Origin of the sequence: Virgibacillus sediminis (assembly GCF_042643265.1) — a bacterium.
In the GTDB taxonomy this organism is placed as follows: Bacteria; Bacillota; Bacilli; order Bacillales; family Amphibacillaceae; genus Virgibacillus_O; species Virgibacillus_O sediminis.
In genome coordinates this window covers 12,702-39,357 of sequence record NZ_JBHRRZ010000002.1, presented here as the reverse complement: position 1 = coordinate 39,357, position 26,656 = coordinate 12,702, and the positions used below count along the sequence as shown (strand labels likewise).

The window sequence follows — 26,656 nt, the reverse complement described above, 5'->3', positions numbered from 1 at the left end:
GATAGACCTCCTCATAGTTCAATTGCCTAGAAGCATCTCGGAATAAAGAACGCCCCCGGCCAATTCGATTATACAATAAATCTTACACATTTTGGCAAAATCCTATAAATTCCCGACTTTAGAAGGATAAAAATAAAAAAACACGTTTCCAGTCACATGACCGGAAACGTGCCCTTATCAACCCATTTAGCTATATACCTTCGTCTTTTCTGTCCAATTGATAAAGTTGTCGACTACATTATCAAGGAAGTTGATGGTCTCCTCGTCCTTAAGGTTGCCATCTTCATCGATTTTTTCATGGACCGAACCGATATAAACCTCATTTCCTGGAAGTGTCAATGTGCCAATTCCAGGAGCATTGAGGATTTGGCGCAATTGAAGCTGTGCTTTGACTGTGCCGAGGCCACCCATACTGGCTCCGACCACCATCGCCGGTTTGTTTACCATTACCTGATCGACACGGGAGAACCAGTCGAGAGCATTCTTCAGCATTCCTGAAATGCTTCCATTATATTCTGGAGTCGCGATGAGAATACCGTCGCTCTCCTTAATGATTTTGCGGAGATCCTCTACGATCTGTGGTGGATTCAGTTCTTCATCCTGATTATAGAATGGCAGCTGGTCGATAGGCAGGATCTCTATATCCAATTTCCCATCATACCTTTTCTGCATAAAAGAAGTTAATTGCCGATTGTATGAATCCTTCCTGTTGCTTCCCACCATAGCTGCTATCTTCATAATTCCATTCCTCCATTTCCTATTAAGTACTGTTTTCATTTTCACAGATACTTGCGAAGGAGGCAAGAAATCAGCTTACATCCACATACCCGCTTACTCTTTCTCACTTTCCAAATATGTCTGTTCCTCTTCCAAAGTCATGACACCATAGGCTTTTCCGACAGTTCCTCCCTGCAGTTCCCAGATGGCATTATGGTCTGCATCGGCCGTAGAAAAGTCCCCTTCCTTCCATTTAAGGAGGATTTCCCGGTAAACATCCTCATGGTCAAGCGACACTTCGTCCAGACCCTCAAGCAGCCAGTCGATCCGTTGCGGATGGATCTCATAGAATCCCCACTTCTTCTCTGCCTTTATCTTTTGATGGGACATGCCATGAATATATTCTTGAAACAGACCATCCGATAACTGGTGAGAAGGCCTATCTTCCCCGAATGGGTTCAGTCCGCTCTCCTCAAATTCCTGAAGATCCTGCTCGCTGATCGTTCCCTTGATTTTCTCCCGTTGTTCGGAGACATTCTCCAGGCCTTCATCAGCAGGGCTTCCTTCTGCCGCTTCCTCGCCTGCTGATGCGCTCTCTGCCGGATCCTCTATCACCTTTTCCGTCTCCAGCCACAGGAAAACTGCCAGTCCGGCACTTGCCAACAATAAAATAATCCCAAAAATGGGCATAGGTTTTTTCACGTAAGACCCTCCATTCCTTTCCTATTAATAAAATGACCAAGAATCTCATGGGGCGAATTTCGAATATAAAGAATTCACATCAAACCCCTTGAAGAAAACACAAAAAAGGATTATTATTTCTTATGTAGTTTTCAATCAGGCAGAGCACAGTTCGTCGTGCACTGCGCCATCCAACTAGGGAGAAGTACCCAAGTCCGGCTGAAGGGGATGCACTCGAAATGCATTAGGACGGGTTACCGTCGCGTGGGTTCGAATCCCACCTTCTCCGCCATTATAAATCTTGTATGTAATTATTCAAGACGCTTACATAAATATCCTGCATGGATAAAAAATTTGTTAGAAAAACTCCCGGGACTTCTGAACAGTTCCGTTCCGGTCTTGTAAACATAAGAAATAGCATACTAATTATCAAGAGCCTGGGACAAAATTTGTACCCTATTAACACGCTGACAATGGCTGTTGTCAGCCTGTTGATAGGGTTGTTTTGCATGCTGAAATACTGATAATCTTGGTTATACCGAGGAAAGAGGTTGGGACATATCTAAACGTTTAACTCTATACAAGAACAATAATCTAAACTAGCGGAGGTAATACACGTAGACTCCAGCGGGAGGAAAGGCATAGGTGAGACCCCACAGTGCGTTAGCACGAGGAGGCTCACCAGCCGCCCGCGGAAAGCGAAGTGTATTTCCGGAGTGGTGTATCTCCGCTAATCAAATTCCCCAGTAAGCTCGAGTTTATCTTAGGATAAATTGTTGCTTTTTGATTCTACTAATAGGAGAATGGTGATTTTGAGTTAATAAAATAGGAAAATTAACGGGACGCAGGCGCAGGTCGTTTATGATCTGCGCCTGCACCCTTGTTTACTTGCCCATACAAATAGTTAAAAAGAGTTCGCACTCAAATCTTCTCTGTTTAACAATTACCGCCCTTGCCATAAATGGATAAGGTCTTGGTTAACTCCTCTAGCAAACACATCGGTACGGTTTGGCCCCCAGGAAACAGCGGCAGGTGCTGAAGTTAAGCTGCCTCCGATATTTTGCCATCCTCCCCAGCGGGTACCATTCCATTCTCTCCGGTACAGTCGGTTTCCAGTGCCTCTTGCAAAGACCTCCAAGCGGTTTGGACGTCTAGAAGATACCGCCGGAGCACTTGTCAAGGTGCCACCCAGGTTTTCCCATTCACTCCATGTCCTCCCATTCCACCATCGATGGATAAGATTGTTGTTCTGTCCCCTGGCAAATACATCGATTCGGTTCGGCCCCCAAGAAACAGCCGCCGGTTCTGAAGTCAATGTGCCACCAAGGTCTTCCCACTCCTCCCAGCGGGAACCGTTCCATGTTCGTTTATAAAGCCGGTTCCCAGTGCCTCTGACAAAGACATCAATCTGGTTATTTCTGCGAGAAGAGGCTGCCGGACCACTCGTCAGAACCCCGCCAAGGCTTTCCCACTCACTCCACCTGGCGCCGTCCCACCATTTATGATAAAGCGCATTATCGGTACCACGAACAAACACATCAATTCGATTCGGCCCCCAAGAAACAGCTGCTGGAGGGGACGTTAGCACACCACCAAGGCTTTCCCACCCACTCCATCTGTTGCCATCCCACCAAATATGATAAAGTGCATTGTCTGTACCGCGGGCGAATACATCGAGTCGGTTATTTTGCCAAGAGGAAACAGCAGGGGCTGATGTTAGTACCCCACCTAGACTTTCCCAGCCTTGCCAATCCCCATCAGGGCCAGGTGCTCCTTCCCGAATTATTTCCAATGTAATTTCAATGACTCGAGTTAACACACGGTCCATCACATTCCTTGGTACGTTGAGTTGAGTAAACAGCAAGGTAAACCACGGTACCTGCCTTTGAAATTGCTGATAAACCTGAGCTGCCGATTGATTAGGGTTCGCCTGGTTAATTGTGTAATTGACAATAAAGAAAAATGCATAATCAGCAATCTGTCTATTCATTCCTGCTTGTTGTAGCTGGGAATATAAATTGCTATGTTCTGAACGAATTCGCTGCATAATTTGCTGGGCATTCACTTGCTGACGCATATCTTGAGACGGAACATATGGATGAACAGGGATAGGCATTGGTACTGGATAATAATAATACGGGTGGTTATACATAATGATACCTCCACTTTTTCTCTAGCCTATGCACAGGAAAAGGGAAGTGATAATGGGTGCTTATCCTACAGTCTTCTGTTTCCAGCACGAGCGCTGAAGGAGTAGGGAAAATTCATATTGCAGAAAGATTAAGCGGTTGAATAAACCCAAAAAAAGAGATAACCGCCAACTATGGCAGCCATCCCTTTATTGTTTAAAAACCTCATCTTATTTCGTTAACCCTAAAATTAACTCTTTATAGATATCGAAGAATGCAAAGTAGTAATCTTTGTATACATATTCATCTGTTTTGTGTGCCATTTTTGTTTCGCCTGGACCAAACATCATGAATGGAAAGTCTTCCTCTTTACCTCGCAATAAGTTTGACCCATCCGTCACCCCTGGCGAACCTTTAACGGAAATTTCCAAATCCAGATGTTTTTTACCGAGTTCTTTGGCAAGATCCACCATGTCAGACTGCCCGGAAGTGAAGACACTCGGCAACGACATGGTCACCTCCACATTAATATCGGAGCCTTCTTTATTGTATTTGTCAGCTGTTGTGTGGAATAAGTCAATCACTTCTTCGTTGTCAAATTCCGGAATGGTCCGCACGTTTATTTCAGCTGCTGCTTTTGCTGGAACGGAGTTTACTTGGTTCCCCGCATTAAAAATAGTTGTGCTCATCACCAATTGATCCAGCACGTCATTTTTACGGTCATCGCCGTTCAATTTTTCGTCCACTTCTAATAAATATTCCATGAGTGGATTGATCGCGTTATAGCCTTGGTCAGGCATGGAACTGTGTGCTGCTTCCCCAATAGAGGTGACACGCAAGTTAAGTGATCCTTTGTGAGAGTAAATAATCGTGTCATGAGATGGTTCAGCTACCCATAGATAATCTACATCATCCATATAGCCTTCTTCGTACAGCTTTTTAGAACCTGCCCCACCGACTTCTTCACCAGTCGTTGCCATAAAACGGACCGTACCATTCTTCAGTTCATTATTTTCTTTGAGTTCAATCATCACTAAAGCAAGGTTTACTAAACCTGCTTTCATGTCATTTGTTCCCCGCCCGTATAATTTCCCGTCTCGTTCTGTCAATGTGAACGGATCTGAAGTCCACTCGCTTTCCTCACCGGGAGAAACGACATCCATATGACCAGAAACACCAACAACTGGACTACCGCTTCCAATTTCAGCCACTAAGTTGACACGAGTGTCTGTAACCGGAACAATTTTAGATTCGATGCCGTATTCAGCAAATAAATCTTTCAAATAATTTGCCACTTCGATTTCGTTTTCATTAATAGATTTAATCGCAATAATATCAGATAAGATTGCTATTTTTTCTTCTTCTGAAAAATGTTTCATACCAAATCCCTCCAGTATAGGTAACCGAAAAGTCCATTCATATGTTGACCACTGCAGGGAATATTATACTCCTTCCTATATAGAGGGGCTAGTTGTAAGGCCTTCCTTAGTTGGCAGCTAAAATACTTATTCCAGCGCCTGAGATAAATCTTCCTTTAGATCATCCACATGCTCGAGCCCGATTGACAGGCGCAGGAGATTAGGCGGAGCCATCGTTTTACTTCCTTCTACGGAAGCACGGTGCTCAATGAAACTGTGCGTTCCACCCAGACTTGTAGCACGGGTGAACAATTGTACTTTTGCAGCCACATCCATCGCTTCACGTTGACCGCCTTTCACCTGAAAGGACAACATGCTACCGAATGAGCTCATCTGCCGTGCTGCAATATGATGTCCTGGATGGTCGGATAGGCCAGGATAATGAACGGCTTCGACATTCGGATGATCAGCCAGAAAATCTGCAATTTCCGATGCATTTGCGCAATGGGTTATCATACGAGGGGCAAGTGACTGTACGCCGCGCAGTGCAAGCCAACAGTCGAAAGGAGAAGGCACAGCACCTTTAGAATGTTGCCAGGCTCGTAGATTGGTCAACATAGGACTATCTGATTTTGCGACAACTGCACCAATCATTAAATCACTATGACCTCCTATATATTTCGTCACAGAATGGATCGAAAAATCAACTCCAAGAGTGAGAGGACGCTGGAGAACTGGAGTTGCCCACGTATTATCAACAACGGTATAAGCCCCGGCCTCTTGTGCTATCTTGGTAACAGCTTCAATATCGTTGACTTTCAGTAGTGGATTAGACGGCGTCTCCATCCAAACCAGACCGGTTGGGGCACTTTTTATCGCTTCCTCCACCTCTTGAAGATCTGTCATGTCAACAATTACCATGTCAAACTTTGATCCAATATCCGTTTCCGAAAGAAGGGAACGAATACCAAAATACATATCGTTGGGCATAATAACCTGACGAGGTTTATCCGAAGGAAGTGCCTCGATTACTGAAGTGATCGCTGCCATCCCTGAAGCGAAAGTGACGCAATCATACCCACCCTCGAGTGATGTGAGGCAGTCCTCCAGAGCACGACGATTGGGATTACTTTCACGGCCATATACGAATTCATTTGGATAGGAGCCATCTGCAGCCCGTTCGAATGTCGTTGAGAGATGGATCGGCATGGTGACCGAGCTCGTTGATTTGTCAATCGAACGCCCGGAGTGAATGGCTTTTGTTTCAAAACGCATATATATTCCTCGCTTTCAAAGATTATTGTCTGATGTGTTATCCATGAGCCCTGTTTGCTTCAGTTGAGGTAGTTCACTAGGTTTTGTTCATCAAAGAGTACTTGTATACCTTCAAGTTTTCTTTCTAAGAATTGTTTTCATATGAGATGCAATTTCCCTCTCATCCTCACTTGTGGATTGTTCAAGTTGTGAAATAACAAGCTCTAACCGCTCAGGGGAATGATGTTGACTCAACTTTGCCTGTCCCTCGATTTTATCGATTTTGATTTTGAATCCAACAATGCCTTTTGCCTGCCCTTCTAAAAATTGGGCATCCAATTGGTCCCATTGATAGGAACTATTTGGGCCTTCATATTTCAATACCATATGATGAAGGGAATCCATCATTTGTTTCCCGTCTATGATCTCAACCTTTCCGTATACATGTGCAGCTATGTAATTCCATGTGGGAACGGCTTGATCTGTCTCATACCAGGAAGACGATATATAACTATGCGGCCCCTGAAAAACGGCAAGTACCTCCTGTTCTTCTATATCTTTCCACTGCTTATTCGGTTTTGCAAAGTGACCGTACAAATATCTTTTTTCTTTATCCAAAATCAAAGGAAGGTGGGTCGCATCCGGATGACCCTGATGTTGGGAAAATAGCGTAGCAAAGCTGTTTTCCTCAATAATCTCATAAATTGCTTTTTCATCTTTGATTTCAAAGTGCTTTGGAATATAGATCATCATCACTCCTCATCTAACTTCGTGTTTGAAAAATTTTATGACTCCTATAAAATATAGTATGATATAAGCTGACATTTAAAAAGATACAGTTTAAAACAATCAAACATGTCAGGAGAGACATATATGAAAAATTATCTTTTTGCCTTAGACGAAAGCTCTCCCAAATACAAACAAATCTACGAGCAGTTTAAATCATTTATTGAACAGGGCGATGTGAAAGCTGATGAACAACTGCCCTCCATTCGGCAACTTGCTGATTCTCTTCACGTAAGCCGCAATACAACCCTAATGGCGTATAACCAACTGGTAGCGGAGGGTTATATACACGGAGAAGGACGAAAAGGTTATTTTGCCAATCCATTAGAGCCATCTTTATACCAGGAATCACCAATCCTCCCTGACAAAAAGAGGCTGAGAAAGAAAGAGTCCGTTCGTGTCGATTTTAGGACAGATGCTGTTGATCAATCCCATTTCCCTTTAAAAATATGGAGGCGAATAGCGAATCAGGTCTTAACGTTACCTGAGAGCTTTCGGTATGGAGAACCTTTTGGAGAGATGAGCCTGCGCGAACAAATTGCCGCATACTTACTCCAATCACGTGGGGTAAGAACAGATGCAGATGCCATTATTATCGGCAGCAGTACACAACAAATGCTGATTAGTCTAGGCCATATACTACAGGAAGATTATTCAAGTATTATCGTAGAAGATCCAGGGTTCGATGGCGCCAGGGAAGCTTTTCAATTCCATCACTTTTCGCTTGAATATTTGCCAGTTAATGCAGAAGGTGCAGATCTTTCGCAACTTAGACATATGGATTCAGCCTTAATCTATGTAACACCTTCTCACCACAGTCCGTACGGTGCAAGCATGTCCATTCAACAACGGCAAACGCTCATCCGGTGGGCAAACAAGGTACAGGGATACATTATCGAAGACGATTATGATAGTGAGTTCCGATATTCGCAACGGCCGTTTCCAGCGCTCGCTTCTATTGATTCAACAAGGGTCATCTATCTGGGAAATTTCTCAAAATCTTTTCTCCCGGGACTACGTTTAAGCTATATGGTGTTGCCTAAGCAGCTTTTATACCGTTATAAAAATCAGTTCAAGAACTTTGAAAGCTCCACTTCCCTTTTCAGCCAATTGACAATGGCTGGATTTATGGAAAATGGGGAATGGAATCGGCACATTAAGCGAATGCGCCTTGTTTATAAACGAAAAATGGAACACCTCGTATCATTATTGAAAACACATTTTGGCCAAAGTATATCCATTATTGGCGAACAGTCCGGTTTATACATACTAATTAAAGTAAATCTGGATTGCTCAGAAGAATGGCTAATCGAGCAAGCATTGCTTTATGGTGTAAAAGTACGGCCAACTTCCATCTATTTCATAAGAAACCATCCGGATAGACCAATGATTAAACTGGGGTTTAGCGGTCTTTCTTATGATGAAATCGAACTTGGTGTAAATCTTTTAAGGAAAGCGTGGTTATAAAAGTAGCTTTTTTGTTAATTTATTCAAGGATGTCCTTCAGCAATTTCAACGTTAGAACCTAATTGACTAAAAAATCCTACAGGGAAAAAAATATTCGTTATTTATATTGAGGATAGAATCGCCACAAAGGCAATGAGTGGGCGTGACAGTGATTCTTGTTTTTTGTGGCAAAAGACCGGGAAAAACAAACAATATTGGGAGCCAAACAGGACCTAATAATACACCAAATAGTGTTAGTTTTGAGGAAGGCATTAATCCAACAATTACAAAATATGCAGAGAACACATAAGGGAGAAAAGAATATGGTTCTTTCCCTCCCCCTGCATCTTTCACTACATCCCACATAGCAAAAAAATATAAACAAGGATAAAACATAACCAATCATAACCCGCGTTATTTATTGCATCATCAATTTTCCCATGAAAGCTTAGAAGTATGATACGATTAAAATTTGCTTGTATATTAATTAGCATTTCAAGTATCAATACAGTGGTACCTTTAAAACAACTGACCAAATCCGGGAAGGGCGATGCTCCACATTAGTTTTTCCAATACATTTTGCTCATTATCCATACCTAGCTCATTTTTTGTCTCTAGCAAGGTCTTTTCTATTTGGAGCAAGTGGCGGTTGTTCCAACCATTGATTTTTGGTCATTAAATTGAACCATTCTTTTGTTACCATGATATTTTTTAGTATTATTTTCTCATAAGTCGTCACTAGATCCGTTCGCATGGCAGATGCAAGACCTGCACCATGATAAGCTTGTCCAGATTGTAATAGGAATCCAATCTGATACAACATTAACTTATCTGAAAGGGGGGAGTCCTGGGAGGTTGTAATCTCGGATTCCCAAGACATGGGGACAGGCAAATTATCCCCTTTTAGTATTTTACTTACTGTTTGAATTTGCTGGTCAGCAGTTTTCTTTGTGCTCTCTAAAAATTTTCTAACCTCTGTTGATTGCGTTACTTGACTAAATGCAATGGAAAGTGACTTTTCCATTATTTTCTTTTTCAAATTAAGTGATAGGGCAATAATTTCTGTTGATGCTAAAGGACGCTTATCTCCAAAATAACCATCTATAAACTGCTGTCCAGATACAAACTCAGGATTTTCTTCAGGGTAAAAGTAGGGGTCTCTTTGAAAGTGCCCTTTTTCGAGTAGTAATTCAGTAGTTCGATGATACATATTCATCCCGTCATTACTACCTGAATCATAAAAGTGCCTCAAGTCCTTTCTGACAGAAGAACTAAGTGATGTAGTGTGCCCCAGTAAACCATGTAGTGTCATAATATGGAGGTAGTGCAAACAGAATATATCAGAAAATAACCTTTGGGTCCCTTTGTTAAGATCTGATTCAGAAAACCCGATGGGTACTGGGAATCCTTCGTTCTCAATGAATTGTCTTATTTGGCTTTTTTGTTTATCAAATATCTTGATTGCATCTTCGAATAGCAGTTTTATCTTTTCATCTTCTATAATGGACAGCATATATCTATTTACAGTATCAATGGCTGTACCATTTACATATTCCCCCCATAATGTTCCTATTTCAGACGATGTGAGTTTTAACTCCTCTTTATCCATTTTAATCACCTCATCCGAATATGATTTCCATTTCTTTATCTTTTTATTAGGCATTACGTGTAACGTCGTAGTAAAAAGAATGATGGTTTTTTGAGCGAAATTTCGAAATATAACACTTGAACTAAAGGATGCAAATCTGTAATAAAATCTCGTCCTTTCTTAGCAGGGGAAACTTGTTAATAATCTGGAAATTTTAAACGTCTGTATTTTTATAGAAAGTTGTTTAATGGGGAAATTTTGAATACGGAAATAGAACAATAGATTTTAATTTGAACATTATATGTTAGTCGAATATAAGCTTAATAAGGGTATAAACTAATGGATGTGCTGATACGTCTATTAAAATCATCAAGGAAATTGATATGTTGAATGAGGAAGATAGGCAAAAGGTACTTGATAAAATTAAAGAAAAATATATGTCTAGGGATGTTATTTTACTAAGTGAAAATTATTCTTGGGATAGTGAGGAGAATGGCATCTACAACTAATAGTAAAATGAAACAGGGCGACGTTTAGTTGGCAGATGTCCTTTAAAAGGAAATCGTCAAACTAAACAGCGCCCTGTTATTATTGTCGGAAATGATTTGGATGAGGATGTCATAATTACGCCAGTTACCAGCCAACATCTGGACAGAACTAAATTATTTTACTCAAAAAAAACGCGAACAATGAACTGAATCAGCGGAGGAAATATGCGGAGACTCCTGCGGGAGGAAAGGCCTAGGCGAGACCCGCAATCGCTAAGCACAAGGAGGCTCACCAGCCGCCAGCGGAAAGCGAAGCATATTTCCGCGGGGGGCGACCTCCGCTCAGGCCTCGCCCCGTAAGTTTCCATGTCTGCACGCCTCTCTAAACGCCGCGCTTATTCCCCCACAGATACGTATGCAGCTGCGGAAGCACCCTTACATCTTTCAGAATGTCATTCTCCATGACCCGGTCAATCAGCTGTTCATACCGGCGCAATGAATATGGCAGAAACTCTTTCTCATCGGTGGTTTCCAAATCATCATTGCCAACCTGGAGAAACAGTTCCACTTGCGGATAGCGTTGATGGATCTCCTGCGCATAAACCAGATCGTCCTCGTCAAAAATGACCACCTTTAGGCTGAAGCTGCCTTCCTGCTTAAGCTGCAGTGATTCGATAATGAAGTCGAGCACGGAAAAGTTTGTTTTCATGCCGGAGCTCGGCGGCTTCGGTGACAGCGTCAGATCATCAATTTTCGTAAACCACTCCTGCCATCTGCTTCCCTGTGTTTCCAGTGCCACCTTGATTCCGTCCGCATGCAGCAGATCGATCAGCCCATCCAGCCTTGCCAGCAGTGCAGGATTCCCTCCGGAAATGGTGACATGGCCGAAATGTTCGCCGCCCTCCTGCTTCAAGGCATCCACAATCTCCGCCGGTTCCATTTTCCTGATGGCGTCCTTCTCCGAGCCATCCCATGTGAATTTGGAGTCACACCAGGAACAGGAATAGTCACAGCCTGCCGTCCGTACAAACATGGTCTTCCTGCCAATCACCATTCCTTCCCCCTGAATAGTCGGCCCGAATATTTCCATCACAGGTATCGTCATATCCGATCCCCCTCCTTTGGCCTATAAATACAATAGCTTGTCGGTGTTTCCCGCAAGTAAACCTGGACACATGCAGGCTTATTCGGGAGGGTATCCAGATATTCCTGTACGATTTCCCAGATGGTCCGTGCCACTACCTCTGTGGTCGGAAAGAACTCTGCATCTTCATCTGAAAAAGATGCATCCTCATTCAAGGTCGTATGGTCAAAGCGTTTATGAATCAGATCTTTTACCTTTTTGAAGTTGACCAGGAAGCCGGTATGATCCAATTCATCTCCTGCCACCGTGATGTTGGTGAAGTACGTATGGCCGTGCTGCACACTGCACTTCCCCGCATCTTCATGCGGTACATAGTGGGCGGCAGCGAAATGGAAGTCTTTATTGATTTCAAACGAATAGCCATGGACTGCCGGCGGGTATATTTGCTGCATCATTCTGTATGCACCCCGGCCTTCTGTGCTTCATACTGCTCCAGCCCTCTTTGGCGCAGCTTGCAGGCAGGGCATTCGCCGCAGCCGCTTCCTTTCACACCGTTATAGCACGTCAACGTATGCTCTTTTACAAACTCGAAAGCATCCAATTGGTCGCTCAGTTCCCATACTCCGGCTTTATCGAGCCACATTAGCGGTGTATGGATCACAAAGTCCTCATTCATTGAAAGGTTGAGCGTCACATTCAGCGATTTCACGAAAACATCCCGGCAGTCCGGGTAGCCGCTGAAGTCGGTCTCACATACTCCGGTAATCAAATGGGCAGCATTCACCTGTTTTGCCAGCACACCTGCGAAGGAAAGAAACAGCAGATTCCTTCCCGGCACAAAGGTGGAAGGAAGGCCGTCTTCCCCCTCCGTAATGTCCATATCTTTGCGTGTCAACGCATTCGGGGCCAGCTGGTTCAATAACGACATATCCAATTCATGATGCGGCACCTGGAGCTTCTGACAGATTTCTCTTGCACAATCCAGCTCTTCGCTATGCCGTTGGCCATATTGAAAAGTCACTGCTTCCACTTCATCGAATTTTTTAAGCGCCCAAAACAGACAGGTCGTACTGTCCTGCCCGCCGCTGAATACAACAATCGCCTTTTTATTATTCATGTTCATTTCCTCCTCTTTTCTTCAGGCTGTTTTTATTGATCAGGTCACCCTCGGAGTAGACTTCACATCAAAACAGCCTCTTGTTCAATAGAAAGAGAAGCAAGCATTTTCCCACTAAAAAAACAACACAAAGAAGGCAGTGTTGTTTGTCTCCTTAGTTTTTTATAGAGGGATGGAATTGCGAACCTCTCCTGCATCAAGCAGACTTCTTTTTCTGTTTTCAACTAATTCTAACACAACCGGACTGTTTACCGTAACAGTTTTATCCTTGGATGGACAGAGGACATGGCTAATCCTACTAGCATAAACCTTCACATCCATGAAAAAACTCCCGGGTTTTTCACCCGGAAGTGGATTCTATCGCCCGCTGTTCGTCATATTCCGCTGTTTCCGTTTATTTAAAAATTTACGTACAACCGGATAAATCACCGGTCCGTATTTTACCAATCTGCGAATCAAACGCCCCATGGATTTCTCCTCCCATACAAAAGGTTATATATATCCTTCCTCTTGGAGAAGTTTTTTAAACTACCTTCCATCCACCGGGCTGGTTCCCCCATCTGCTGTCCCGGTTCGCTTCCGTGTACGGTCCATTCTCTCCAGCACGCTGTAGTCCCTGGTCTTATGCACGGCAATTCCATGGCGGGCAGCATAATCGGCCAACTCCCGGAATATGCCGGACGGCCGGAAGTTCTCTATCCTGATCGGCAGCCCCTGCTTCAACTTGATCCTGGCTGCCTTCTTCGCCCAGCCGATGCGCAGGAATTTCACTGCCACGACTTCATCCGGACGGTATATTTTCCGGTAGACTCTTTGGCCGAACAACAATACCCGTACATGAAATGCTTCATCCTCCATCCGGATCTGCCATTTCAGGCTGCAACAAACTAAGTATACCGGGATAAAGGCTAGTAATGCATAGATCGATAAATTGATGGAAATCATCCCTGCAATTACTAGCAAAGTTCCTGACCATGCAGAAATCCTTCCCTCATAGCACATGCTGCTCCTCCTCCGCAACCGCAGTTTATCTTTCCCAAAGACCTACGCCGTGCCTGCCGCATCCTTGATTTTCAAGACCATTTGAATGGTATTCAGGGTGTGCCCGTCAAAATTATCCTTGAATTCCGAAACCGCCTCAAACCCCTTGGCATGATAAAATCTCTTGCCGATTTCATTCTGCTTCTCCACATTCAAGTGGACCTCCTCCACGCCTCCGAGATGATCTACTCCTTCATACAGCAGAGCAGTGCCGATTCCATTTCCTTGATAATCCGGATAGAGATAGATGGCTCCCAGTTCCACCTTTCCATTCTCCTTCACCTGGGAAAAGTTCGCAAAGCCGACAATCCGGTCACCCGCTTCAGCGACAAAGATATGTGTATGTTTCAGACGCTTTTTCATGGACCTGTCACTATAGGCATTCTGCAGAAATTTCTCCTGGATCTCTGGCGGAATGATTCCTCTATAGGTCTCTTTCCAACTCTTCACAGCCACCTGCTGTACATGTTTGATATCCTTTTTCCTCGCCCGCCGGATTTCAAAATCCATGTCATCCCCCTCTTTGCCATTGATGGAAATATTTTAAATTATTATAACATTTATATTCCCCTGATGCTCCCATTCATCCTTTTAAAAAAAGCAGCGGAATGTCCGCTGCTTTGATCAATAGGCGAATTCCGCCTCGATTTCTGCTGTAATGGTGAGCTGTCCAGGCTCAATCGGTGTCACCGCAGCCTCCTCAGCCAGTGTGAATGCCGCATAGGGCTGGACAGCTTGGACGGACTGCTCGGTAATGTTGATAGGTGTCGTATCGATGGAGACCTGCATGGTCCCCGCCAGAGCAACCGCCTTGGATACCGCATTGCTCAAGGCCGATTGGAGTGCCTGCTGGTATACTGCCTCCTGGTCGCGGAGGATCAACCGAATTCCGACCACACGATTGGCACCGCTCTGGACCGCTGCATCGATCAGCGCACCCGCCTGTCCGATATCTGTTACTGTCACGGTAATTTCATGGTAGACCTCATATCCCCTGAACACCTGTGACCCGTCCACATAATCATATCTTGGTTCAATCCGGTAGGCAGTCGTCCGGATATTTTCAGCAGCCACTCCTTGATTCCTCAGTGTTCCAATAACCTGGTTCATCCGCGAACTGTTCTCTTGCTGGGCCTGGGCAAGCAACTCATCTTCCGTTACAACCCCCAGCTGGATCCTGGCTGCATCTGGGGATGCCGATACACTTCCTTTTCCGACAACCGTAATGATCCGCCTCAGACCGGCCGGCTGCCTGTACTGCACAGGATAGTAATTCAAGACCATTCCGCCTTTCCATTGAAATATTTATATATGTATATGCCTGTATCGAGCGGATTATTTTCCATAGCCTATTTTATCACTTGCTGCCCCGTGCATATTCCCCGTTTCCGACCAGGGCTCTATCCTACCAGGAAGGAGTCAGGCTACCCCCAATAATCCGGGTCGGACATCCGCATTTCTTCCACAATGTCATCGAGGTCAGCCGGAGTGATGGTGTAAATGGGATAGTTCTCCTTCTCCTTTGCTGCCGCATGGAAAAAACGGGTGCTTCCCGGGAACTCTTCATCCATTAATAGTAAACAGGCATCACTTTTATCGGCAAGCCACATATTTTTAGCCTTAAATTGATATGCCCCTTTGTACTCCCCTTTATAGATGGGTTGGTAAAAATCGGCGACCATCATCAATTCCTGGTATTTCTCCTGCAATGGCTCAGGCCAGCGGGATTCCTGATTCTCAAATGGCGGAAAAATCCCCAAACGGATATCATATTCCTCCTTGAGATCGAGCACCACTTCCGCCGTCCACATCTCCACTCCCATCTGGCCGGAGATCAGCACCCACTCAAGCCCCTCTCCCATCAAGCCGGTCAATCTCTTCTCGAAAGCGGCCTTGATAAAGGAAATACGCGGGTCATCTTCTTTAAAAATATTCAATTCCATCGGTTTATAACCCGTAACAGCCAGTATCCTCATATTCCTTCCACCTTTTTTCATGGTAAAAAACCGGCATTCCTCCGCCGGTATACTTTTAACGTTAACAATGACAGATCGGATTTGCCAATGTTCTACACCAACTGAGTTGATGACTTATTTCAACTTCCGGTTCTGTTCCTTCAGCAAATCCCTAATTTCCGTCAGCAGCTCTTCCCGCACATCCGCTTCTTCCTCTTCCACCTCTTCTTCCTCCTTTTTCCGCTTGAACTTCATCAGCAGACGGATGATTAAGAAAATAGAAAAAGAAATGACGATGAAATCAAAGACCGACTGCAAAAAGTTCCCATAAAGGATTTCCGAATTCCCCACGGTAACCGACCATCTGGTGAAATCCACACCGCCCAGCAGAATGCCGACCGCCGGGGTAATGATATTTTCTACCAATGAAGTAACAATCGCGCCAAAAGCAGCACCAATCACTACTGCTACAGCGAGGTCGACCACATTTCCCTTGAACGCGAATTCCTTGAAATCATTCCACAAAGCACTTACCTCCTCTTGAGCAATTGGCTGCTTTTATCATAATACGGAGATATGGAGGTGTACAGCCCTCCCAACATAAGGGCAAAATTTCACTGCAGCACGAATAATGCTATACTACTTCATACATAAAAAAGACAGCCGTGTGACTGTCTTCCCTTCTATACTATAGGCCATGATGCGGGTTATGATTCTGCCTGGAATGATTTTTCTGCTTCACTTTTTTGGAGCCCTGCAGCGGCTCGCCATACGGCTGTTGCGGGCTTTGTGGCAGATCAGGATTCTTTTTCTGCTTCGGCCCTTTCGGTTTTCCGCTCATCACTCAATTCCTCCTTCAGCTTGTTATATATAGCATTTGAATGGCTAAAAAATTTATCCGGAAAAAGAAATGGATTTTTTATAAAAAGAGTATATATTTTTTGGAGTCTGTGTTATACTATAATTAATTATTGATGTTCGGAAGCAATACAAGATTTCTTCTCAGATTAACAACAGTACCATCTTGAAAGTGAAAGAACAGAAATAGTAATAAACGTGCCAATGAGCACATGGAGGAATTTAACAATGAACACAGGTTCAGTAAAATGGTTTAACGCAGAAAAAGGTTTTGGATTCATCGAAGTTGAAGGCGGAGACGACGTATTCGTACACTTCTCAGCAATCCAAGAAGAAGGTTTCAAAACTTTGGAAGAAGGTCAAACAGTTAACTTCGATATCGAAGAAGGTAACCGCGGACCACAAGCAGCTAACGTTGTAAAAGCGTAACACTGACTTGATCAAAAAGCTATCCACCACTGGTGGATAGCTTTTTTTATGCTGATTGCAGCGCGCCTGGGCCTTGAGGGCGATTTCTGCGTACTTCGGGCGATATATTCTAACTCCTAGCGATAAGTCCTGCCTCCCGCCGATTCCCGCACTCACTTTCACTCCCAGCCACACCCCACACCCAAAAAAAACAGCCCTCCAAAAGAGGGCTGCTTTTCCTGCTATATTACTTCTTGAATTCTTCTGTCAGTACAGTGACGATCTGTTTCTTACGGGACACGACTCCTTTTAACAGGGAGCGGCTGTTTTCATCCAGGGATACATTGAAAGCAGCTTCCACTTTATCCTTTCCTTGTCCAAGGGCAAGTACTTCGGAATCGTTCTCCAGGATGTCTGTTACTACGAATAAGAAGAGATCCAGGTTTTTCTTTTCGATGATATTGTTGATTTCTTTTTCCAGTTCCTGCTGGTTCTCATAGACAGTGCTGGCATCTACGGTGTTCACCTGGGCGATTTCCACTTTGGCGTCCCCCATGGAGAATTCCTTCGCATCCATGGTCAATAGTTCTACGATGGACTTGTCGCCAAGATCGGCACCGGCTTTCAGCATTTCCAGGCCGTATGTTTCCAAATCGACTCCAGCAATTTCTGCGAGTTCTTTGGCTGCGTCCACATCTTCCTGTGTACATGTCGGAGATTTCAGCAGCAGGGAATCGGAAATGATGGCGGAAACGAGCAGGCCTGCTGTTTGCTTGGATACTTCCACATTGTTCTCCTTGAACATTTTGTTCAGGATGGTTGCCGTACATCCGACTGGCTCTGCACGGAAATAGAGCGGCTCTTTTGTCTCGAAATTGGAAATGCGGTGATGGTCCACTACTTCGGCAATCTTGAAGTCCTGGATATTGTCCACACTCTGCTGGAATTCATTGTGGTCGACAAGAATGACGGAGTCTACGTCATCTCCCACCTTCTCAATCAGCTCAGGTGCCTGTACATCAAAGTAATCCAGTGCATGCTGGGTCTCTTTGCTTACTTCACCCAAGCGCGCAGGTACTGCCTCTACACCCAATTGTTTCTTCAGGTCAGCATAGGCAAGTGCTGAAGCAATTGTGTCTGTGTCCGGGTTTTTGTGTCCGAAAATCAACGTTTTACTCATCTTCATTCTCCCTCTCCTATGTACTTCTATCAACTAAAGAAATTTTATCACATCTCCGGAATCTCTACAATGAAGCGGGCTCTCCTGCCCCTCCTACGCTAAATTCCTGTACCATTCCCTTACTCTGCTTTCTGTCTCGCTGCTGTCTGTTTCCTTAGCCTCCGGGCCGCTGACATCCACTACCTTCATCACGGGCCCTTCCTCCCTTTGCAGCTTAACGGCACAATGATGCAGTACTGGAGATCGAAGCAACTCAAGAATGGCTTCTCCTTGATACAGCTCATAGATCTTTATGATATCCTCCTCCGCCGGTTCCCATGCTGCATCATTCATGACTTCGCTTTCGCCTTCCTCCCCAGGTATTTTTGCCCCCTTTCTTCCATAAAAGACGGGCATTACACCGCTGGATTTCTTTTCATATATGCCTTGGAGCAGCCGGATTCCCTCGGACAGCCCGATCAGAATCATGCCATTGGTGAAAAACTGATGGAAAAACTGGAAAAAGGCATGCCAATTGATCATAAATTCCGTTTCACTAGGGCCTGGACGCATCCCCGCCTGTGTTTTGGCCATCTGATAAGCCAGGACGAGCCCCGTAATAATGGTTACTATCCCTGCTGCCAAGACGACTTTCGATATGACTTTTGCCATCAAGCTGTTCTCCCCCTCTTCCTAAAAAAACTTCTTCACTGCTTAAGAAAATTCCTTCCCGCCGGACAAGTAATTTTACATTTGACCCATTTATTTTTATAGTGAAATTAGAATGACTATGGGAGGTAATGGAATGAAAGAGCATTTTAATTTCACAAGAGATACATTTTTAGCGTTTGTAAAAGATTTGGATGAGTCCACAGCGGACAAGCAGGCATCCTACTTCAACAATAATATCCGCTGGCACATCGGCCATGTGCTCGTGACGCCGGAATCGCTGATGTTCGGCTTTCCGAAGCAGTCCGCCAACCTGCCGGAAGAATACAGCGACCTGTTCGGCATGGGGACAAAGCCAGCTGACTGGAAAGGCGAAATTCCCGACCTGGAAGAGCTCGCTTCCCTGTTGGAACAGCAGAAGGAACGCATCAACAAATTGGAGGACGACTTCTTTGCCCAGGAACTTCCTTTTGAACTGCCATTCGGCAATTTCAAAACATACGGCGACCTCTTCCCCATGATTCTGCAGCATGAAAACGAGCACCTTGGAAAAATGAAAGCCATGAAACAAGTGGTCACTGCCAAGTAAATGGGGAAAAGATTTGTCATCATCGGCGCCGGCATCCTAGGCGCAAGCACGGCCTACCAGCTGGCAAAAACAGGTGCCGAAGTGATCATCGTCGACCGGCGGCATGTGGGGCAGGCAACCGATGCTGCAGCGGGTATCGTCTGTCCATGGCTGTCCCAGCGCCGCAATAAGAAGTGGTACCGCCTCGCCAAAGGCGGTGCCGCCATCTACCCGGAAATCGTCCAGTCGCTTGCCGAGGACGGAGAGGCGGATACCGGGTATGCAAGAGTTGGTGCGATCAGCCTGCATACCGAGGAAAAGAAATTGGCAGGCATGAAAGAGCGTGCCATCAAACGCCGGGAGGATGCCCCTGAGATCGGCGAGGTCACCTTGCTTGATGAACATCAGACAAAGGAAGCCTTCCCTGTGCTCGGCCAAGAATATGGCGCTGTCCATGTAAGCGGTGGAGCCCGTGTCGACGGCCGGAAGCTTTGCCAGGCCTTGCTCCGGGGCGCTCGCAAGCATGGAGCGGTGATCGTGGAGGGAGAGGCAGAACTCCTCACCGAAGGAAATACCATATCAGGTGTGTATGTAAATGGAACATCCATCGAAGCGGATATGGTGATAGCCGCTTCCGGTGTCTGGATGAATGACCTGCTGAAACCATTGGGCATCAACTTCCAAGTCACCCCGCAGAAAGCCCAGATCATGCACCTCGGGCTTTCGCAGATGGATACCGCCGATTGGCCGGTCGTCATGCCGCCGAACAACTCCTACCTGCTTTCGTTTAAAAACGGGCGAATCGTTGCCGGCTCGACCCATGAAAATGAAGCAGGGCTTGATAACAGGGTGACCGCAGGCGGCGTACATGAGATCCTTTCAAAGGCATTGGAAGCCGCTCCAGGACTCTCTGACAGCACCATCATCGAAACGCGGGTAGGCTTCCGGCCGTACACACCGGGATTCCTGCCAGTGCTCGGGGAACTCCCCGGGTATGAAGGGCTGCTCCTCTCCAATGGGCTCGGCGCCTCCGGCCTTACGATGGGGCCGTTCATCGGCAGCCAATTAGCCAAGCTTGCCCTCGGGCAGGAAACGGACATCGATCCAGCCGATTACGATATTGCCGGTGCCATACAATAGGACAGGCATGTAGCCTGCCCTATTTTTTTGTCCTAATTTCTTCAACAATGTCCCAAGAATTTCGACCCAGAAACAGCGGATTGCCATTCCAGCATACCGCATCACATCTGGCGTCACTCTTCTTTTACGTAAAAAAGCTATATTTACCTGTGGACTCGGGGCCGCTGAATAAGTATGATAGAGTTTATAGGCTTAGGGATCAAGCTATTTCAGACAAAAGCATCTTAACCTTCTAAATAAAGGAGAGATACAATAATGCTGACAGAAAACGTCCATATTGCCGTACCCACAGCTTTCTCGGAAGATGAATCTTTACATATTCAAGGAACCATAGACCACATAAGGAGTCTGTATGAACAGGGAGTAAAATCTGTTTTAGTCTCTGGAACTACTGGTGAACAGCATAGCCTGAACCTCCAGGAAAAAATGGAATTGATTAACGGCTTAGAACAGGAAGAAGAACTCATGGACAATATGGAAATCATATTTGGCGTGAGTTCCATCAGACAGAAAGAAGCAGAGGAATTAGCGGAAAGGATCCGACCTACCAAATTGGCAGGCATCATGCTTGGGTATCCACCATACGTCAGACCGACACAAGAAGAAGCCCTTATTTATTCGGAAAAAATTATACAACTCAGCAACAAACCGGCCATTCTATACAACAACCCGAACAGAACGGGATTTGATTTATCGGCAGAGAGCATCATTCAAATAAGCAAGATAGACTTGGTGGTCGGAATAAAAGACGCCGGCAGCAAAGAGAAAGTGGAACACATAAAAAGCGATACACATAGAAACGACCTGCATTTTTATGCGGGTGGGGAGGAAGAATTGGAAGAAAAAGTACTACATGGATATGACCGGCTTTCATCCATTGCCGGCAATATTTCCCCGGCCAAAATCAGCCAATGGTTTGAAAAAATGCTGAAGCAGCAAAAAGTAACTACACAGGAAAGCGAAGAAATAGAAGCAATCATGGGACAGGTGTATCAAGGAAACGCTATCGTGAATGTGAAAAAAATCTTAAATCAACAGGGGATTCCCATGGGGATCTGCAGGAGTCCAATAGGGAATGTTTGAAGATGAATCAAAAAAGCGCATCTGCTAATATAGATACGCCGCCTCCGTTGAAAAAGAAAGCTTCCATATCAGCTGGGATATGGAAGCTTTCTTTTTCAACACACAGACAAACATTATCCGAAGAAAAAGTCGAAAACATTGCTTCCAGTTGAACTATTTTTATTATAAAACTCCGAGTATCCGCAGTTTTTACAGAACACAACAGTAAACTGGTTGTTCTGCACATCAAACATTTTAGACAGACCAGTTCCGGTCATCGATCCATCTTTCTTGTCTGCATTTGTACTTCCACATTTGATGCACCCCTTTGTATTTTCCATTACACCATCCCTTTCCTATTGTCCATTATGGTACCAAAAGCGACTGTACTTACGACAGTTAGACCTCTGGAATTAACCTTCCGCCCGTAACCCTCTACTCTTCATGATATTTCTTCAAAATTATCAAGGACAACCCTAAGTATTTTTTAAAAATAAGGCAAGAATAAACGTATCATGACAATTTTCACATATAGACCATCACTATTTCTATACTTGAAAGGCGGTCCTATATACCATGGGTAAAATAACAGCTAAACTATGGACGAACCAATATGTAATCATTGTCTTATTGTCTTTGGTCATGTTCTGTGCTTTTTATATGATCACCGCAGGTTTTCCAATTTTTGTAGAAACTATCACCGACAACCCGGCGATTGCAGGCACCATGACCACGACGTTAATGTTATCGTCACTGATTACGCGCTTCTTTGCAAGTGTCATTATCCAAAAAGTCAGCAGGAAATTGCTGCTCATTATCTCCCTCGTGTATTTTTTGGGTACGATTGGCCTTACATTTGTAAACGACTCGATCGGATTTTTAATATTCATCAGAGCCCTGCAAGGCATTGGATTTTGCATGCTTACGACTTTAGTCTTTACGATATCGAGTAATATTGTTCCTAAATCTAGATTAGGTGAGGGCCTTGTTTTTTTCGCCATGTCTACAAGTGTTGGAACGACCATCGGGCCGCTGATTGCTATTTCCTACCTTGCCAATTATTCATTCCGCTCGATGATGCTCGTGACTCTCGGTCTTATGACTATTTCATTAGTGTGCAGCTTTTTCACCAAAACTGGGGGTGAGAAGGAAAAGGAAAAAGACAAGGAACTTCCACAGAAGGATGATGATGAACCTTTCTATAAATACATGTTCGATAGGCGTGTCCTTCTCCCCTGTATTTTGGTATCGCTGAATTATATGACCATCGCAGGAACGGTCAATTTTATGGGCCCGTTTGGAAAAGAAAACGGTGTTGGCGGAAGCATTTCCCAGTTTTTTATCGCACAAGGAATCGCCATGGTCATACTCCGGAGCTTCTCCGGTAAAATTTTCGACCGGTTCGGCCACCGAATCCTGATCATCCCAGCCGCAATTTCTGGGGCTGCAGGTTTAATATTATTAGGCTTTTCCGCCAGCATGTTAACGGTTTGGATTTCAGGGGCGTTATTCGGAATCGCTTTTGCGATTATCCACCCGATCGGCCAGGCATGGGCATTAACGCTCGTTCCACCAGAGAAAAAAGCAACAGCCAATTCGATGCTGCTTATTTTTATCGATTCCGGTTTGGCCATCGGATCCGTCGGTCTTGGGTTCCTGGCAACCTATGTCGGGTATGGCATGACTTACAGTTATTCCGGAGCCTTGATGATTATTATTTTGATATTGTACCTATTCGGGAGCAAGAAACTAGAGCAACATAAGGATACACAGCCACAGCCATAAGAAACAGGTGCTGTGCCAGTCCAAGTCGACGAAAGCACAGCACCTTCTTTATTGATGAACTTCGCTATTTGGATAATGCAATTTTTATATGGGCTAAATGATGCTCTTCATGCCAAGCCAACTTGGCCAGCTTTGTTGCAACGGTTATTTCTCCATTCACCTCATGGACAAAGGCCCGATCCAATTGCTCTTCTGTCAAACAATGGCCCAAAGATGCGATGCGCTTATTGATTCCTTCCAACATTTTTATCGAACACTCGACGGGTAGCTCGGTATCCGGTTGGACAGCCCACTTATCTTGATCAAAAGCTGGTACGGTTGGGCGCTCATTCGTTAAAGCAAGCTTCAACCGCTGATACATGTTCAGCTGGGAGTCAGCTATATGATGGACAAGTTGACGGACGGTCCAGCTGCCAGTACGGTACGTTTTGCTTAATTCCTCATCACTTAATGAGTCGACCGTTTCTCTTAATCGATCCGTATAAGTTCCGATTTGCATCAACCACTCTTGCACATTTTTCAATGTCACCTGTTCGGGAACCTGCAATTTGCCAATGGGGAATCTTACATCATCCATTTCCAATCCTATCCCTCCCATTTTCATTATATTTCCATGTTAACATGTATCATATCTAATGGGCTTGGTTTACACTTTAATAAGCAGCACTTGCAAGACTGTACAGGCAACGTATGGTAAGATTTGTCTGAAGATAGAACAGATCGTTGGTCGTTTTTCCATCAGTTGTCGTTCCCTATTTGGTATACATTAAAGGACCCTTGGGGGAAAATGGTCAAGAGAAGAATATCTATTAATTAGTAAAAGGAGTGTGTCCGGTATGGTTGGAGTGGAAATTGATATGGTGGTGGAAGATAGCTTAAAGGCATTGGAATTATACGAGAATATATTTGATATTAAGCGGGTGGAGGTTTCAGACTTCCCCCGTGGAGAAAATGAAGCAGTTTTCACCCTGTTCGACGTTCGTTTTCACCTGTTGGATGAAAACCCGGAATTCCATTTGATCGCACCGAAACCCGATGACCCTAAAACCAGTTGGGTTAATATTACTGTCCCAGACATTGAGAAGACCTATGCAAGGGCAATGGATTCAGGATGTACAGAGATCCAGCCGGTGACCGAGATTCCGGATCACGGCGTATCGAACGCCATATTCATGGATTCCTTTGGGTACGTGTGGATGCTGCATCAAGTACATAAAGAGGTTAGCCATGAAGAGCGGCTAAAGCTTTGGGAGGAAAAGAAGGAAAAATAATCAACGGTACGTGCTAAGTAAGACCGACTCCAGCGAGCCGGTCTTCTTTCTTGCTGACTATGCTGCCGTTCACCAAGTATTTCCGTTATTTCACGATCAATACTGGACATTCCGCCCGCTTGGCAACCTTGTGGCTCACGCTTCCCAGGATAAAGGACTGCAGATCATTCAGGCCGCGGCTGCCGATGACGACACAGTCGAACTCCCGCTCATTGGCAAATTCCACAATCGTCGGTCCCGGATCCCCATGAAGGACATGGGTGTCATATGGAACCTCAGACGCTTCCAGCATCTCTTTGATCGGCCTGATCTTCTCTTTCCGTTTCTTTTCAATTTCAAATTTATTGGCGTTATGCAGGACGTCCTTCTTTGCTGTTTCCCCATCGACAACATAGACGGCGTCAATGCTTCCGTCAAACTTCTCTGCCAACTCCAATGCATAATTCGCAGAACGGATGGAATGCTCCGAACCATCGACCGCTAATAGAATCCGTTTAAACAAATACCCCACCTCATTACCTAAAGCCATTTTCTTTCAACTATACCATAGATGATCTCCTTCTGTAAGCTGGAGGAAATAGCAGAGGTCCGCCCCGGATTTACAGGCGGCACCTCATTTGGTAGGCTTATAGGAAATGGAGGGATTCGCTCATGAAAAGCAAAATAATCATTCTCATTCTGTTCTTATTCACCTTAATAGGGGTAGCAGGCGCTTGGTTCTGGATGCAGCACCTCACCAATACCGACCAGGTCTCATCCTCTGCCACTGCGGTGGTTTCAGGAGAATCCTATCTGCCATCCTTTGACGATTCACCTTTCTCCCACATAAAAATCCCCTGAAGAACCAAGCTGTTCTCCAAGGGATCTTACTTATACCATATCCACTTCAAGCGGTGTTTGAAACATCTCTCTTTCTATAATTCTCATCCACACGTTCCACTACACTGCGCATCTGCAGGTAGGAATACTGGAACAGCGGGCTTTGGATGAAGGTGAAGATGAAGGTAAAGACGAATACAGGGCCACCGAGGATGAGGCCGAGAACCAGGACAGTGCTCTCCGTAATGATTCGCACCTTTCCAATCGAGGCACCTGTTTTATCAGCAATCGACAGCATGAATCCATCCCTCGGACCGGAGCCTACCCCCGCCGAATTATAGATGCCGCCGCCAATTCCCATCACCACAATCCCCGTAATGATCACCAGGATATCCGGCCAGATGCTCGATGCTTTTGGCAGGAAATCGAGCCATAGATAAAGATCCACGAAGGCTCCCACCAATACAGCATTTAAAAACGTCCCTAATTTAATATAAGATTTATCAAGAATCCAGGAGATGACAATCAGCACAAACGAAATAATGATCGCCCATGAACCGATGGACAAACCGACTTTTTCAAAGAAAGCAACATTCAGCACATCCCACGGATGGATGCCCAAGTGTTGCATATTGATCGTAATGCTGATCCCCATGCTGAAAATCATGATACCGATAAGATACACCGACCAGCGGAACATATGTATCAACCCAATCAGCCTTCTTTCTTCCTACAATATTTAAACATCTATTATAGCATATCAGAAAAATCGCAAAAGGTGAGCCGGATTGCTTCAATTTATCGTTTATGCCCCTATGCCCCCGCATGCCCGTGTACCTCGTCGATGAAACAACACAATAAAAAGAGGAAGCAGCCATATCCGCTCCTTCCCTCTCATTGACTTTCACCAGTTTGTGTTTGTTGTACGGATGCATCCTTTCCGCCCTGCACTTCCCCCTCGGAATGGCTCAGCAGGATAATCCCGGTGATGACAAACAGCAGCCCGGCCAGTTTCACGGCATTGAACTGCTCATGGAACAGGAAAACTCCCACCAATGAGATCAGTGCCGTTCCTACGCCGGACCAGGCGGCATATGCCGTCGACAGCTGCATACTTTTCAGTGTCAGACTGAGGAACAGGAAAGCATTTAAAAATCCAAGAATTACACCAAGGGACGGCAGAGGGTTGGTGAACCCTTCTGACAGCTTCAGCATGGTGGAACCAAAAACTTCTGAGATGATGGTGATTGCCAACAGCAATACACTTTTCATG

31 protein-coding genes, 1 tRNA gene, 2 pseudogenes and 1 riboswitch are annotated in these 26,656 nt (G+C 44.9%); of the genes and pseudogenes, 10 read left to right on the top strand and 24 right to left on the bottom strand.

The annotated features are described in order from the left end of the window. Positions 1 to 186: 186 nt before the first annotated feature. Together ACFODW_RS01200 and ACFODW_RS01195 are read right to left on the bottom strand one after the other, a co-directional pair. Positions 187 to 738 carry an NADPH-dependent FMN reductase gene (locus tag ACFODW_RS01200; protein ID WP_390301690.1) on the bottom strand — a complete coding sequence of 184 codons (552 nt, stop codon included), beginning with the start codon at positions 736 to 738 and terminating at the stop codon, positions 187 to 189. 93 nt (positions 739 to 831) lie between these two features. After that, positions 832 to 1,419: a DUF6241 domain-containing protein gene (locus ACFODW_RS01195; RefSeq protein ID WP_390301687.1), complete on the bottom strand. Its 588-nt coding sequence runs from the start codon at positions 1,417 to 1,419 to the stop codon at positions 832 to 834. Positions 1,420 to 1,597: 178 nt separating this feature from the next. Here ACFODW_RS01195 and ACFODW_RS01190 point away from each other — a divergent pair. Beyond that, positions 1,598 to 1,690 (top strand) — tRNA-Ser (locus ACFODW_RS01190). Between the two features lie 651 nt (positions 1,691 to 2,341). On the opposite strand, the gene ACFODW_RS01185 is transcribed toward ACFODW_RS01190, so the two are convergent. From ACFODW_RS01185 to ACFODW_RS01170, 4 genes are all read right to left on the bottom strand, one after another. After that, positions 2,342 to 3,550, bottom strand: coding sequence for a sialidase (locus tag ACFODW_RS01185; RefSeq protein ID WP_390301684.1), 1,209 nt, complete (start codon positions 3,548 to 3,550; stop codon positions 2,342 to 2,344). Between the two features lie 207 nt (positions 3,551 to 3,757). Beyond that, a complete protein-coding gene (locus ACFODW_RS01180; RefSeq protein WP_390301681.1) occupies positions 3,758 to 4,906 on the bottom strand; it encodes an ArgE/DapE family deacylase in 1,149 nt (382 codons plus the stop codon). 126 nt (positions 4,907 to 5,032) lie between these two features. Further along, positions 5,033 to 6,160 carry a trans-sulfuration enzyme family protein gene (locus ACFODW_RS01175; protein ID WP_390301678.1) on the bottom strand — a complete coding sequence of 376 codons (1,128 nt, stop codon included), beginning with the start codon at positions 6,158 to 6,160 and terminating at the stop codon, positions 5,033 to 5,035. A gap of 111 nt (positions 6,161 to 6,271) precedes the next feature. Next, positions 6,272 to 6,886: an FMN-binding negative transcriptional regulator gene (locus ACFODW_RS01170; protein WP_390302080.1), complete on the bottom strand. Its 615-nt coding sequence runs from the start codon at positions 6,884 to 6,886 to the stop codon at positions 6,272 to 6,274. Between the two features lie 126 nt (positions 6,887 to 7,012). On the opposite strand from ACFODW_RS01170, the gene pdxR reads away from it, so the two are divergent. Next, on the top strand, positions 7,013 to 8,392 hold the full coding sequence (gene pdxR, locus ACFODW_RS01165) for a MocR-like pyridoxine biosynthesis transcription factor PdxR (RefSeq protein WP_390301675.1): 1,380 nt from the start codon (positions 7,013 to 7,015) through the stop codon (positions 8,390 to 8,392). A gap of 66 nt (positions 8,393 to 8,458) precedes the next feature. Here pdxR and ACFODW_RS01160 read toward each other — a convergent pair. Beyond that, positions 8,459 to 8,965, bottom strand: a pseudogene (locus ACFODW_RS01160) (hypothetical protein). A 7-nt stretch (positions 8,966 to 8,972) separates the two neighbouring features. After that, on the bottom strand, positions 8,973 to 9,980 hold the full coding sequence (locus ACFODW_RS01155; RefSeq protein WP_390301672.1) for a DUF3231 family protein: 1,008 nt from the start codon (positions 9,978 to 9,980) through the stop codon (positions 8,973 to 8,975). Between the two features lie 542 nt (positions 9,981 to 10,522). Between ACFODW_RS01155 and ACFODW_RS01150 the strand changes: the two are divergent. After that, positions 10,523 to 10,657, top strand: a pseudogene (locus tag ACFODW_RS01150) (hypothetical protein); the annotation flags it as partial. A gap of 172 nt (positions 10,658 to 10,829) precedes the next feature. Here ACFODW_RS01150 and queE read toward each other — a convergent pair. The 9 genes from queE to ACFODW_RS01105 all read right to left on the bottom strand — a co-directional run bounded on the left by queE (position 10,830) and on the right by ACFODW_RS01105 (position 16,485). Further along, positions 10,830 to 11,552 (bottom strand): 7-carboxy-7-deazaguanine synthase QueE, encoded by a 723-nt coding sequence (queE, locus tag ACFODW_RS01145; RefSeq protein ID WP_390301669.1) that lies wholly within the window; start codon positions 11,550 to 11,552, stop codon positions 10,830 to 10,832. Beyond that, positions 11,549 to 11,986, bottom strand: coding sequence for a 6-pyruvoyl trahydropterin synthase family protein (locus ACFODW_RS01140; RefSeq protein ID WP_390301666.1), 438 nt, complete (start codon positions 11,984 to 11,986; stop codon positions 11,549 to 11,551). Before ACFODW_RS01140 ends, queE begins: the two co-directional genes overlap by 4 nt. Further along, positions 11,983 to 12,648 carry a 7-cyano-7-deazaguanine synthase QueC gene (gene queC, locus ACFODW_RS01135; RefSeq protein ID WP_390301663.1) on the bottom strand — a complete coding sequence of 222 codons (666 nt, stop codon included), beginning with the start codon at positions 12,646 to 12,648 and terminating at the stop codon, positions 11,983 to 11,985. Before queC ends, ACFODW_RS01140 begins: the two co-directional genes overlap by 4 nt. Positions 12,649 to 12,796: 148 nt before the next feature. Beyond that, a riboswitch (PreQ1 riboswitch) is annotated at positions 12,797 to 12,843 on the bottom strand. Between the two features lie 333 nt (positions 12,844 to 13,176). Then, positions 13,177 to 13,650: a hypothetical protein gene (locus ACFODW_RS01130; protein WP_390301659.1), complete on the bottom strand. Its 474-nt coding sequence runs from the start codon at positions 13,648 to 13,650 to the stop codon at positions 13,177 to 13,179. Positions 13,651 to 13,692: 42 nt separating this feature from the next. After that, on the bottom strand, positions 13,693 to 14,199 hold the full coding sequence (locus ACFODW_RS01125; RefSeq protein ID WP_390301656.1) for a GNAT family N-acetyltransferase: 507 nt from the start codon (positions 14,197 to 14,199) through the stop codon (positions 13,693 to 13,695). 114 nt (positions 14,200 to 14,313) lie between these two features. Further along, the gene (locus ACFODW_RS01120; RefSeq protein WP_390301653.1) at positions 14,314 to 14,967 is read right to left on the bottom strand and encodes an SIMPL domain-containing protein; all 654 of its coding nucleotides are present in this window, start codon (positions 14,965 to 14,967) and stop codon (positions 14,314 to 14,316) included. Between the two features lie 146 nt (positions 14,968 to 15,113). Then, positions 15,114 to 15,665 carry an SLOG family protein gene (locus ACFODW_RS01115; RefSeq protein WP_390301650.1) on the bottom strand — a complete coding sequence of 184 codons (552 nt, stop codon included), beginning with the start codon at positions 15,663 to 15,665 and terminating at the stop codon, positions 15,114 to 15,116. 114 nt (positions 15,666 to 15,779) lie between these two features. Next, the gene (mscL, locus tag ACFODW_RS01110; RefSeq protein ID WP_390301647.1) at positions 15,780 to 16,169 is read right to left on the bottom strand and encodes a large conductance mechanosensitive channel protein MscL; all 390 of its coding nucleotides are present in this window, start codon (positions 16,167 to 16,169) and stop codon (positions 15,780 to 15,782) included. Between the two features lie 163 nt (positions 16,170 to 16,332). Further along, entirely contained in the window at positions 16,333 to 16,485 is a 153-nt protein-coding gene (locus ACFODW_RS01105; RefSeq protein ID WP_390301644.1) for a small acid-soluble spore protein P, read from the bottom strand. A gap of 245 nt (positions 16,486 to 16,730) precedes the next feature. Here ACFODW_RS01105 and ACFODW_RS01100 point away from each other — a divergent pair, with 245 nt between their 5' ends. Next, a complete protein-coding gene (locus tag ACFODW_RS01100; RefSeq protein ID WP_390301641.1) occupies positions 16,731 to 16,931 on the top strand; it encodes a cold-shock protein in 201 nt (66 codons plus the stop codon). Positions 16,932 to 17,157: 226 nt separating this feature from the next. Here ACFODW_RS01100 and ACFODW_RS01095 read toward each other — a convergent pair whose 3' ends face one another. Together ACFODW_RS01095 and ACFODW_RS01090 are read right to left on the bottom strand one after the other, a co-directional pair. Continuing rightward, entirely contained in the window at positions 17,158 to 18,090 is a 933-nt protein-coding gene (locus ACFODW_RS01095; protein ID WP_390302077.1) for a manganese-dependent inorganic pyrophosphatase, read from the bottom strand. Positions 18,091 to 18,183: 93 nt separating this feature from the next. Continuing rightward, positions 18,184 to 18,741, bottom strand: a complete 558-nt coding sequence (locus ACFODW_RS01090) for a hypothetical protein (RefSeq protein ID WP_390301638.1) — start codon at positions 18,739 to 18,741, stop codon at positions 18,184 to 18,186. A 133-nt stretch (positions 18,742 to 18,874) separates the two neighbouring features. Here ACFODW_RS01090 and ACFODW_RS01085 point away from each other — a divergent pair, with 133 nt between their 5' ends. The 3 genes from ACFODW_RS01085 to ACFODW_RS01075 all read left to right on the top strand — a co-directional run bounded on the left by ACFODW_RS01085 (position 18,875) and on the right by ACFODW_RS01075 (position 21,529). After that, positions 18,875 to 19,327: a DinB family protein gene (locus tag ACFODW_RS01085; RefSeq protein WP_390301634.1), complete on the top strand. Its 453-nt coding sequence runs from the start codon at positions 18,875 to 18,877 to the stop codon at positions 19,325 to 19,327. Beyond that, the gene (locus tag ACFODW_RS01080; RefSeq protein ID WP_390301631.1) at positions 19,328 to 20,446 is read left to right on the top strand and encodes an NAD(P)/FAD-dependent oxidoreductase; all 1,119 of its coding nucleotides are present in this window, start codon (positions 19,328 to 19,330) and stop codon (positions 20,444 to 20,446) included. It begins immediately after the preceding gene. 255 nt (positions 20,447 to 20,701) lie between these two features. Beyond that, positions 20,702 to 21,529 (top strand): dihydrodipicolinate synthase family protein, encoded by an 828-nt coding sequence (locus ACFODW_RS01075; protein WP_390301628.1) that lies wholly within the window; start codon positions 20,702 to 20,704, stop codon positions 21,527 to 21,529. 113 nt (positions 21,530 to 21,642) lie between these two features. On the opposite strand, the gene ACFODW_RS01070 is transcribed toward ACFODW_RS01075, so the two are convergent. Next, positions 21,643 to 21,849 (bottom strand): zinc ribbon domain-containing protein, encoded by a 207-nt coding sequence (locus ACFODW_RS01070; RefSeq protein WP_390301625.1) that lies wholly within the window; start codon positions 21,847 to 21,849, stop codon positions 21,643 to 21,645. A gap of 235 nt (positions 21,850 to 22,084) precedes the next feature. Here ACFODW_RS01070 and ACFODW_RS01065 point away from each other — a divergent pair, with 235 nt between their 5' ends. Continuing rightward, positions 22,085 to 23,293 carry an MFS transporter gene (locus tag ACFODW_RS01065; protein WP_390301622.1) on the top strand — a complete coding sequence of 403 codons (1,209 nt, stop codon included), beginning with the start codon at positions 22,085 to 22,087 and terminating at the stop codon, positions 23,291 to 23,293. 64 nt (positions 23,294 to 23,357) lie between these two features. Here ACFODW_RS01065 and ACFODW_RS01060 read toward each other — a convergent pair whose 3' ends face one another. Further along, positions 23,358 to 23,870, bottom strand: a complete 513-nt coding sequence (locus ACFODW_RS01060; protein ID WP_390302074.1) for a YfiT family bacillithiol transferase — start codon at positions 23,868 to 23,870, stop codon at positions 23,358 to 23,360. A 259-nt stretch (positions 23,871 to 24,129) separates the two neighbouring features. Between ACFODW_RS01060 and ACFODW_RS01055 the strand changes: the two genes are divergently transcribed. Then, positions 24,130 to 24,564, top strand: a complete 435-nt coding sequence (locus ACFODW_RS01055) for a VOC family protein (protein WP_390301619.1) — start codon at positions 24,130 to 24,132, stop codon at positions 24,562 to 24,564. A gap of 85 nt (positions 24,565 to 24,649) precedes the next feature. Here ACFODW_RS01055 and ACFODW_RS01050 read toward each other — a convergent pair whose 3' ends face one another. Continuing rightward, on the bottom strand, positions 24,650 to 25,066 hold the full coding sequence (locus ACFODW_RS01050; RefSeq protein ID WP_390301617.1) for a universal stress protein: 417 nt from the start codon (positions 25,064 to 25,066) through the stop codon (positions 24,650 to 24,652). Positions 25,067 to 25,215: 149 nt separating this feature from the next. On the opposite strand from ACFODW_RS01050, the gene ACFODW_RS01045 reads away from it, so the two are divergent. After that, positions 25,216 to 25,404 (top strand): hypothetical protein, encoded by a 189-nt coding sequence (locus tag ACFODW_RS01045; protein WP_390301614.1) that lies wholly within the window; start codon positions 25,216 to 25,218, stop codon positions 25,402 to 25,404. 46 nt (positions 25,405 to 25,450) lie between these two features. Here the strand turns inward: ACFODW_RS01045 and ACFODW_RS01040 are convergent, their stop codons facing one another. Beyond that, a complete protein-coding gene (locus ACFODW_RS01040; protein ID WP_390302071.1) occupies positions 25,451 to 26,083 on the bottom strand; it encodes a YczE/YyaS/YitT family protein in 633 nt (210 codons plus the stop codon). A gap of 194 nt (positions 26,084 to 26,277) precedes the next feature. Continuing rightward, a complete protein-coding gene (locus ACFODW_RS01035; RefSeq protein ID WP_390301611.1) occupies positions 26,278 to 26,655 on the bottom strand; it encodes a DMT family transporter in 378 nt (125 codons plus the stop codon). Position 26,656 lies beyond the last annotated feature (1 nt).

Bases quoted from the DNA above. Each gene is read 5' to 3' on its own strand.
- ACFODW_RS01200 (WP_390301690.1), bottom strand. From the start codon at position 738: ATGAAGATAGCAGCTATGGTGGGAAGCAACAGGAAGGATTCATACAAT.
- ACFODW_RS01185 (WP_390301684.1), bottom strand. From the start codon at position 3,550: ATGTATAACCACCCGTATTATTATTATCCAGTACCAATGCCTATCCCT.
- ACFODW_RS01180 (WP_390301681.1), bottom strand. From the start codon at position 4,906: ATGAAACATTTTTCAGAAGAAGAAAAAATAGCAATCTTATCTGATATT.
- ACFODW_RS01175 (WP_390301678.1), bottom strand. From the start codon at position 6,160: ATGCGTTTTGAAACAAAAGCCATTCACTCCGGGCGTTCGATTGACAAA.
- pdxR (WP_390301675.1), top strand. From the start codon at position 7,013: ATGAAAAATTATCTTTTTGCCTTAGACGAAAGCTCTCCCAAATACAAA.
- ACFODW_RS01155 (WP_390301672.1), bottom strand. From the start codon at position 9,980: ATGGATAAAGAGGAGTTAAAACTCACATCGTCTGAAATAGGAACATTA.
- queE (WP_390301669.1), bottom strand. From the start codon at position 11,552: ATGACGATACCTGTGATGGAAATATTCGGGCCGACTATTCAGGGGGAA.
- ACFODW_RS01140 (WP_390301666.1), bottom strand. From the start codon at position 11,986: ATGATGCAGCAAATATACCCGCCGGCAGTCCATGGCTATTCGTTTGAA.
- queC (WP_390301663.1), bottom strand. From the start codon at position 12,648: ATGAATAATAAAAAGGCGATTGTTGTATTCAGCGGCGGGCAGGACAGT.
- ACFODW_RS01130 (WP_390301659.1), bottom strand. From the start codon at position 13,650: ATGTGCTATGAGGGAAGGATTTCTGCATGGTCAGGAACTTTGCTAGTA.
- ACFODW_RS01125 (WP_390301656.1), bottom strand. From the start codon at position 14,199: ATGGATTTTGAAATCCGGCGGGCGAGGAAAAAGGATATCAAACATGTA.
- ACFODW_RS01115 (WP_390301650.1), bottom strand. From the start codon at position 15,665: ATGAGGATACTGGCTGTTACGGGTTATAAACCGATGGAATTGAATATT.
- ACFODW_RS01105 (WP_390301644.1), bottom strand. From the start codon at position 16,485: ATGAGCGGAAAACCGAAAGGGCCGAAGCAGAAAAAGAATCCTGATCTG.
- ACFODW_RS01100 (WP_390301641.1), top strand. From the start codon at position 16,731: ATGAACACAGGTTCAGTAAAATGGTTTAACGCAGAAAAAGGTTTTGGA.
- ACFODW_RS01095 (WP_390302077.1), bottom strand. From the start codon at position 18,090: ATGAGTAAAACGTTGATTTTCGGACACAAAAACCCGGACACAGACACA.
- ACFODW_RS01090 (WP_390301638.1), bottom strand. From the start codon at position 18,741: ATGGCAAAAGTCATATCGAAAGTCGTCTTGGCAGCAGGGATAGTAACC.
- ACFODW_RS01085 (WP_390301634.1), top strand. From the start codon at position 18,875: ATGAAAGAGCATTTTAATTTCACAAGAGATACATTTTTAGCGTTTGTA.
- ACFODW_RS01080 (WP_390301631.1), top strand. From the start codon at position 19,328: ATGGGGAAAAGATTTGTCATCATCGGCGCCGGCATCCTAGGCGCAAGC.
- ACFODW_RS01075 (WP_390301628.1), top strand. From the start codon at position 20,702: ATGCTGACAGAAAACGTCCATATTGCCGTACCCACAGCTTTCTCGGAA.
- ACFODW_RS01070 (WP_390301625.1), bottom strand. From the start codon at position 21,849: ATGGAAAATACAAAGGGGTGCATCAAATGTGGAAGTACAAATGCAGAC.
- ACFODW_RS01065 (WP_390301622.1), top strand. From the start codon at position 22,085: ATGGGTAAAATAACAGCTAAACTATGGACGAACCAATATGTAATCATT.
- ACFODW_RS01060 (WP_390302074.1), bottom strand. From the start codon at position 23,870: ATGGATGATGTAAGATTCCCCATTGGCAAATTGCAGGTTCCCGAACAG.
- ACFODW_RS01055 (WP_390301619.1), top strand. From the start codon at position 24,130: ATGGTTGGAGTGGAAATTGATATGGTGGTGGAAGATAGCTTAAAGGCA.
- ACFODW_RS01045 (WP_390301614.1), top strand. From the start codon at position 25,216: ATGAAAAGCAAAATAATCATTCTCATTCTGTTCTTATTCACCTTAATA.
- ACFODW_RS01040 (WP_390302071.1), bottom strand. From the start codon at position 26,083: ATGTTCCGCTGGTCGGTGTATCTTATCGGTATCATGATTTTCAGCATG.
- ACFODW_RS01035 (WP_390301611.1), bottom strand. From the start codon at position 26,655: ATGAAAAGTGTATTGCTGTTGGCAATCACCATCATCTCAGAAGTTTTT.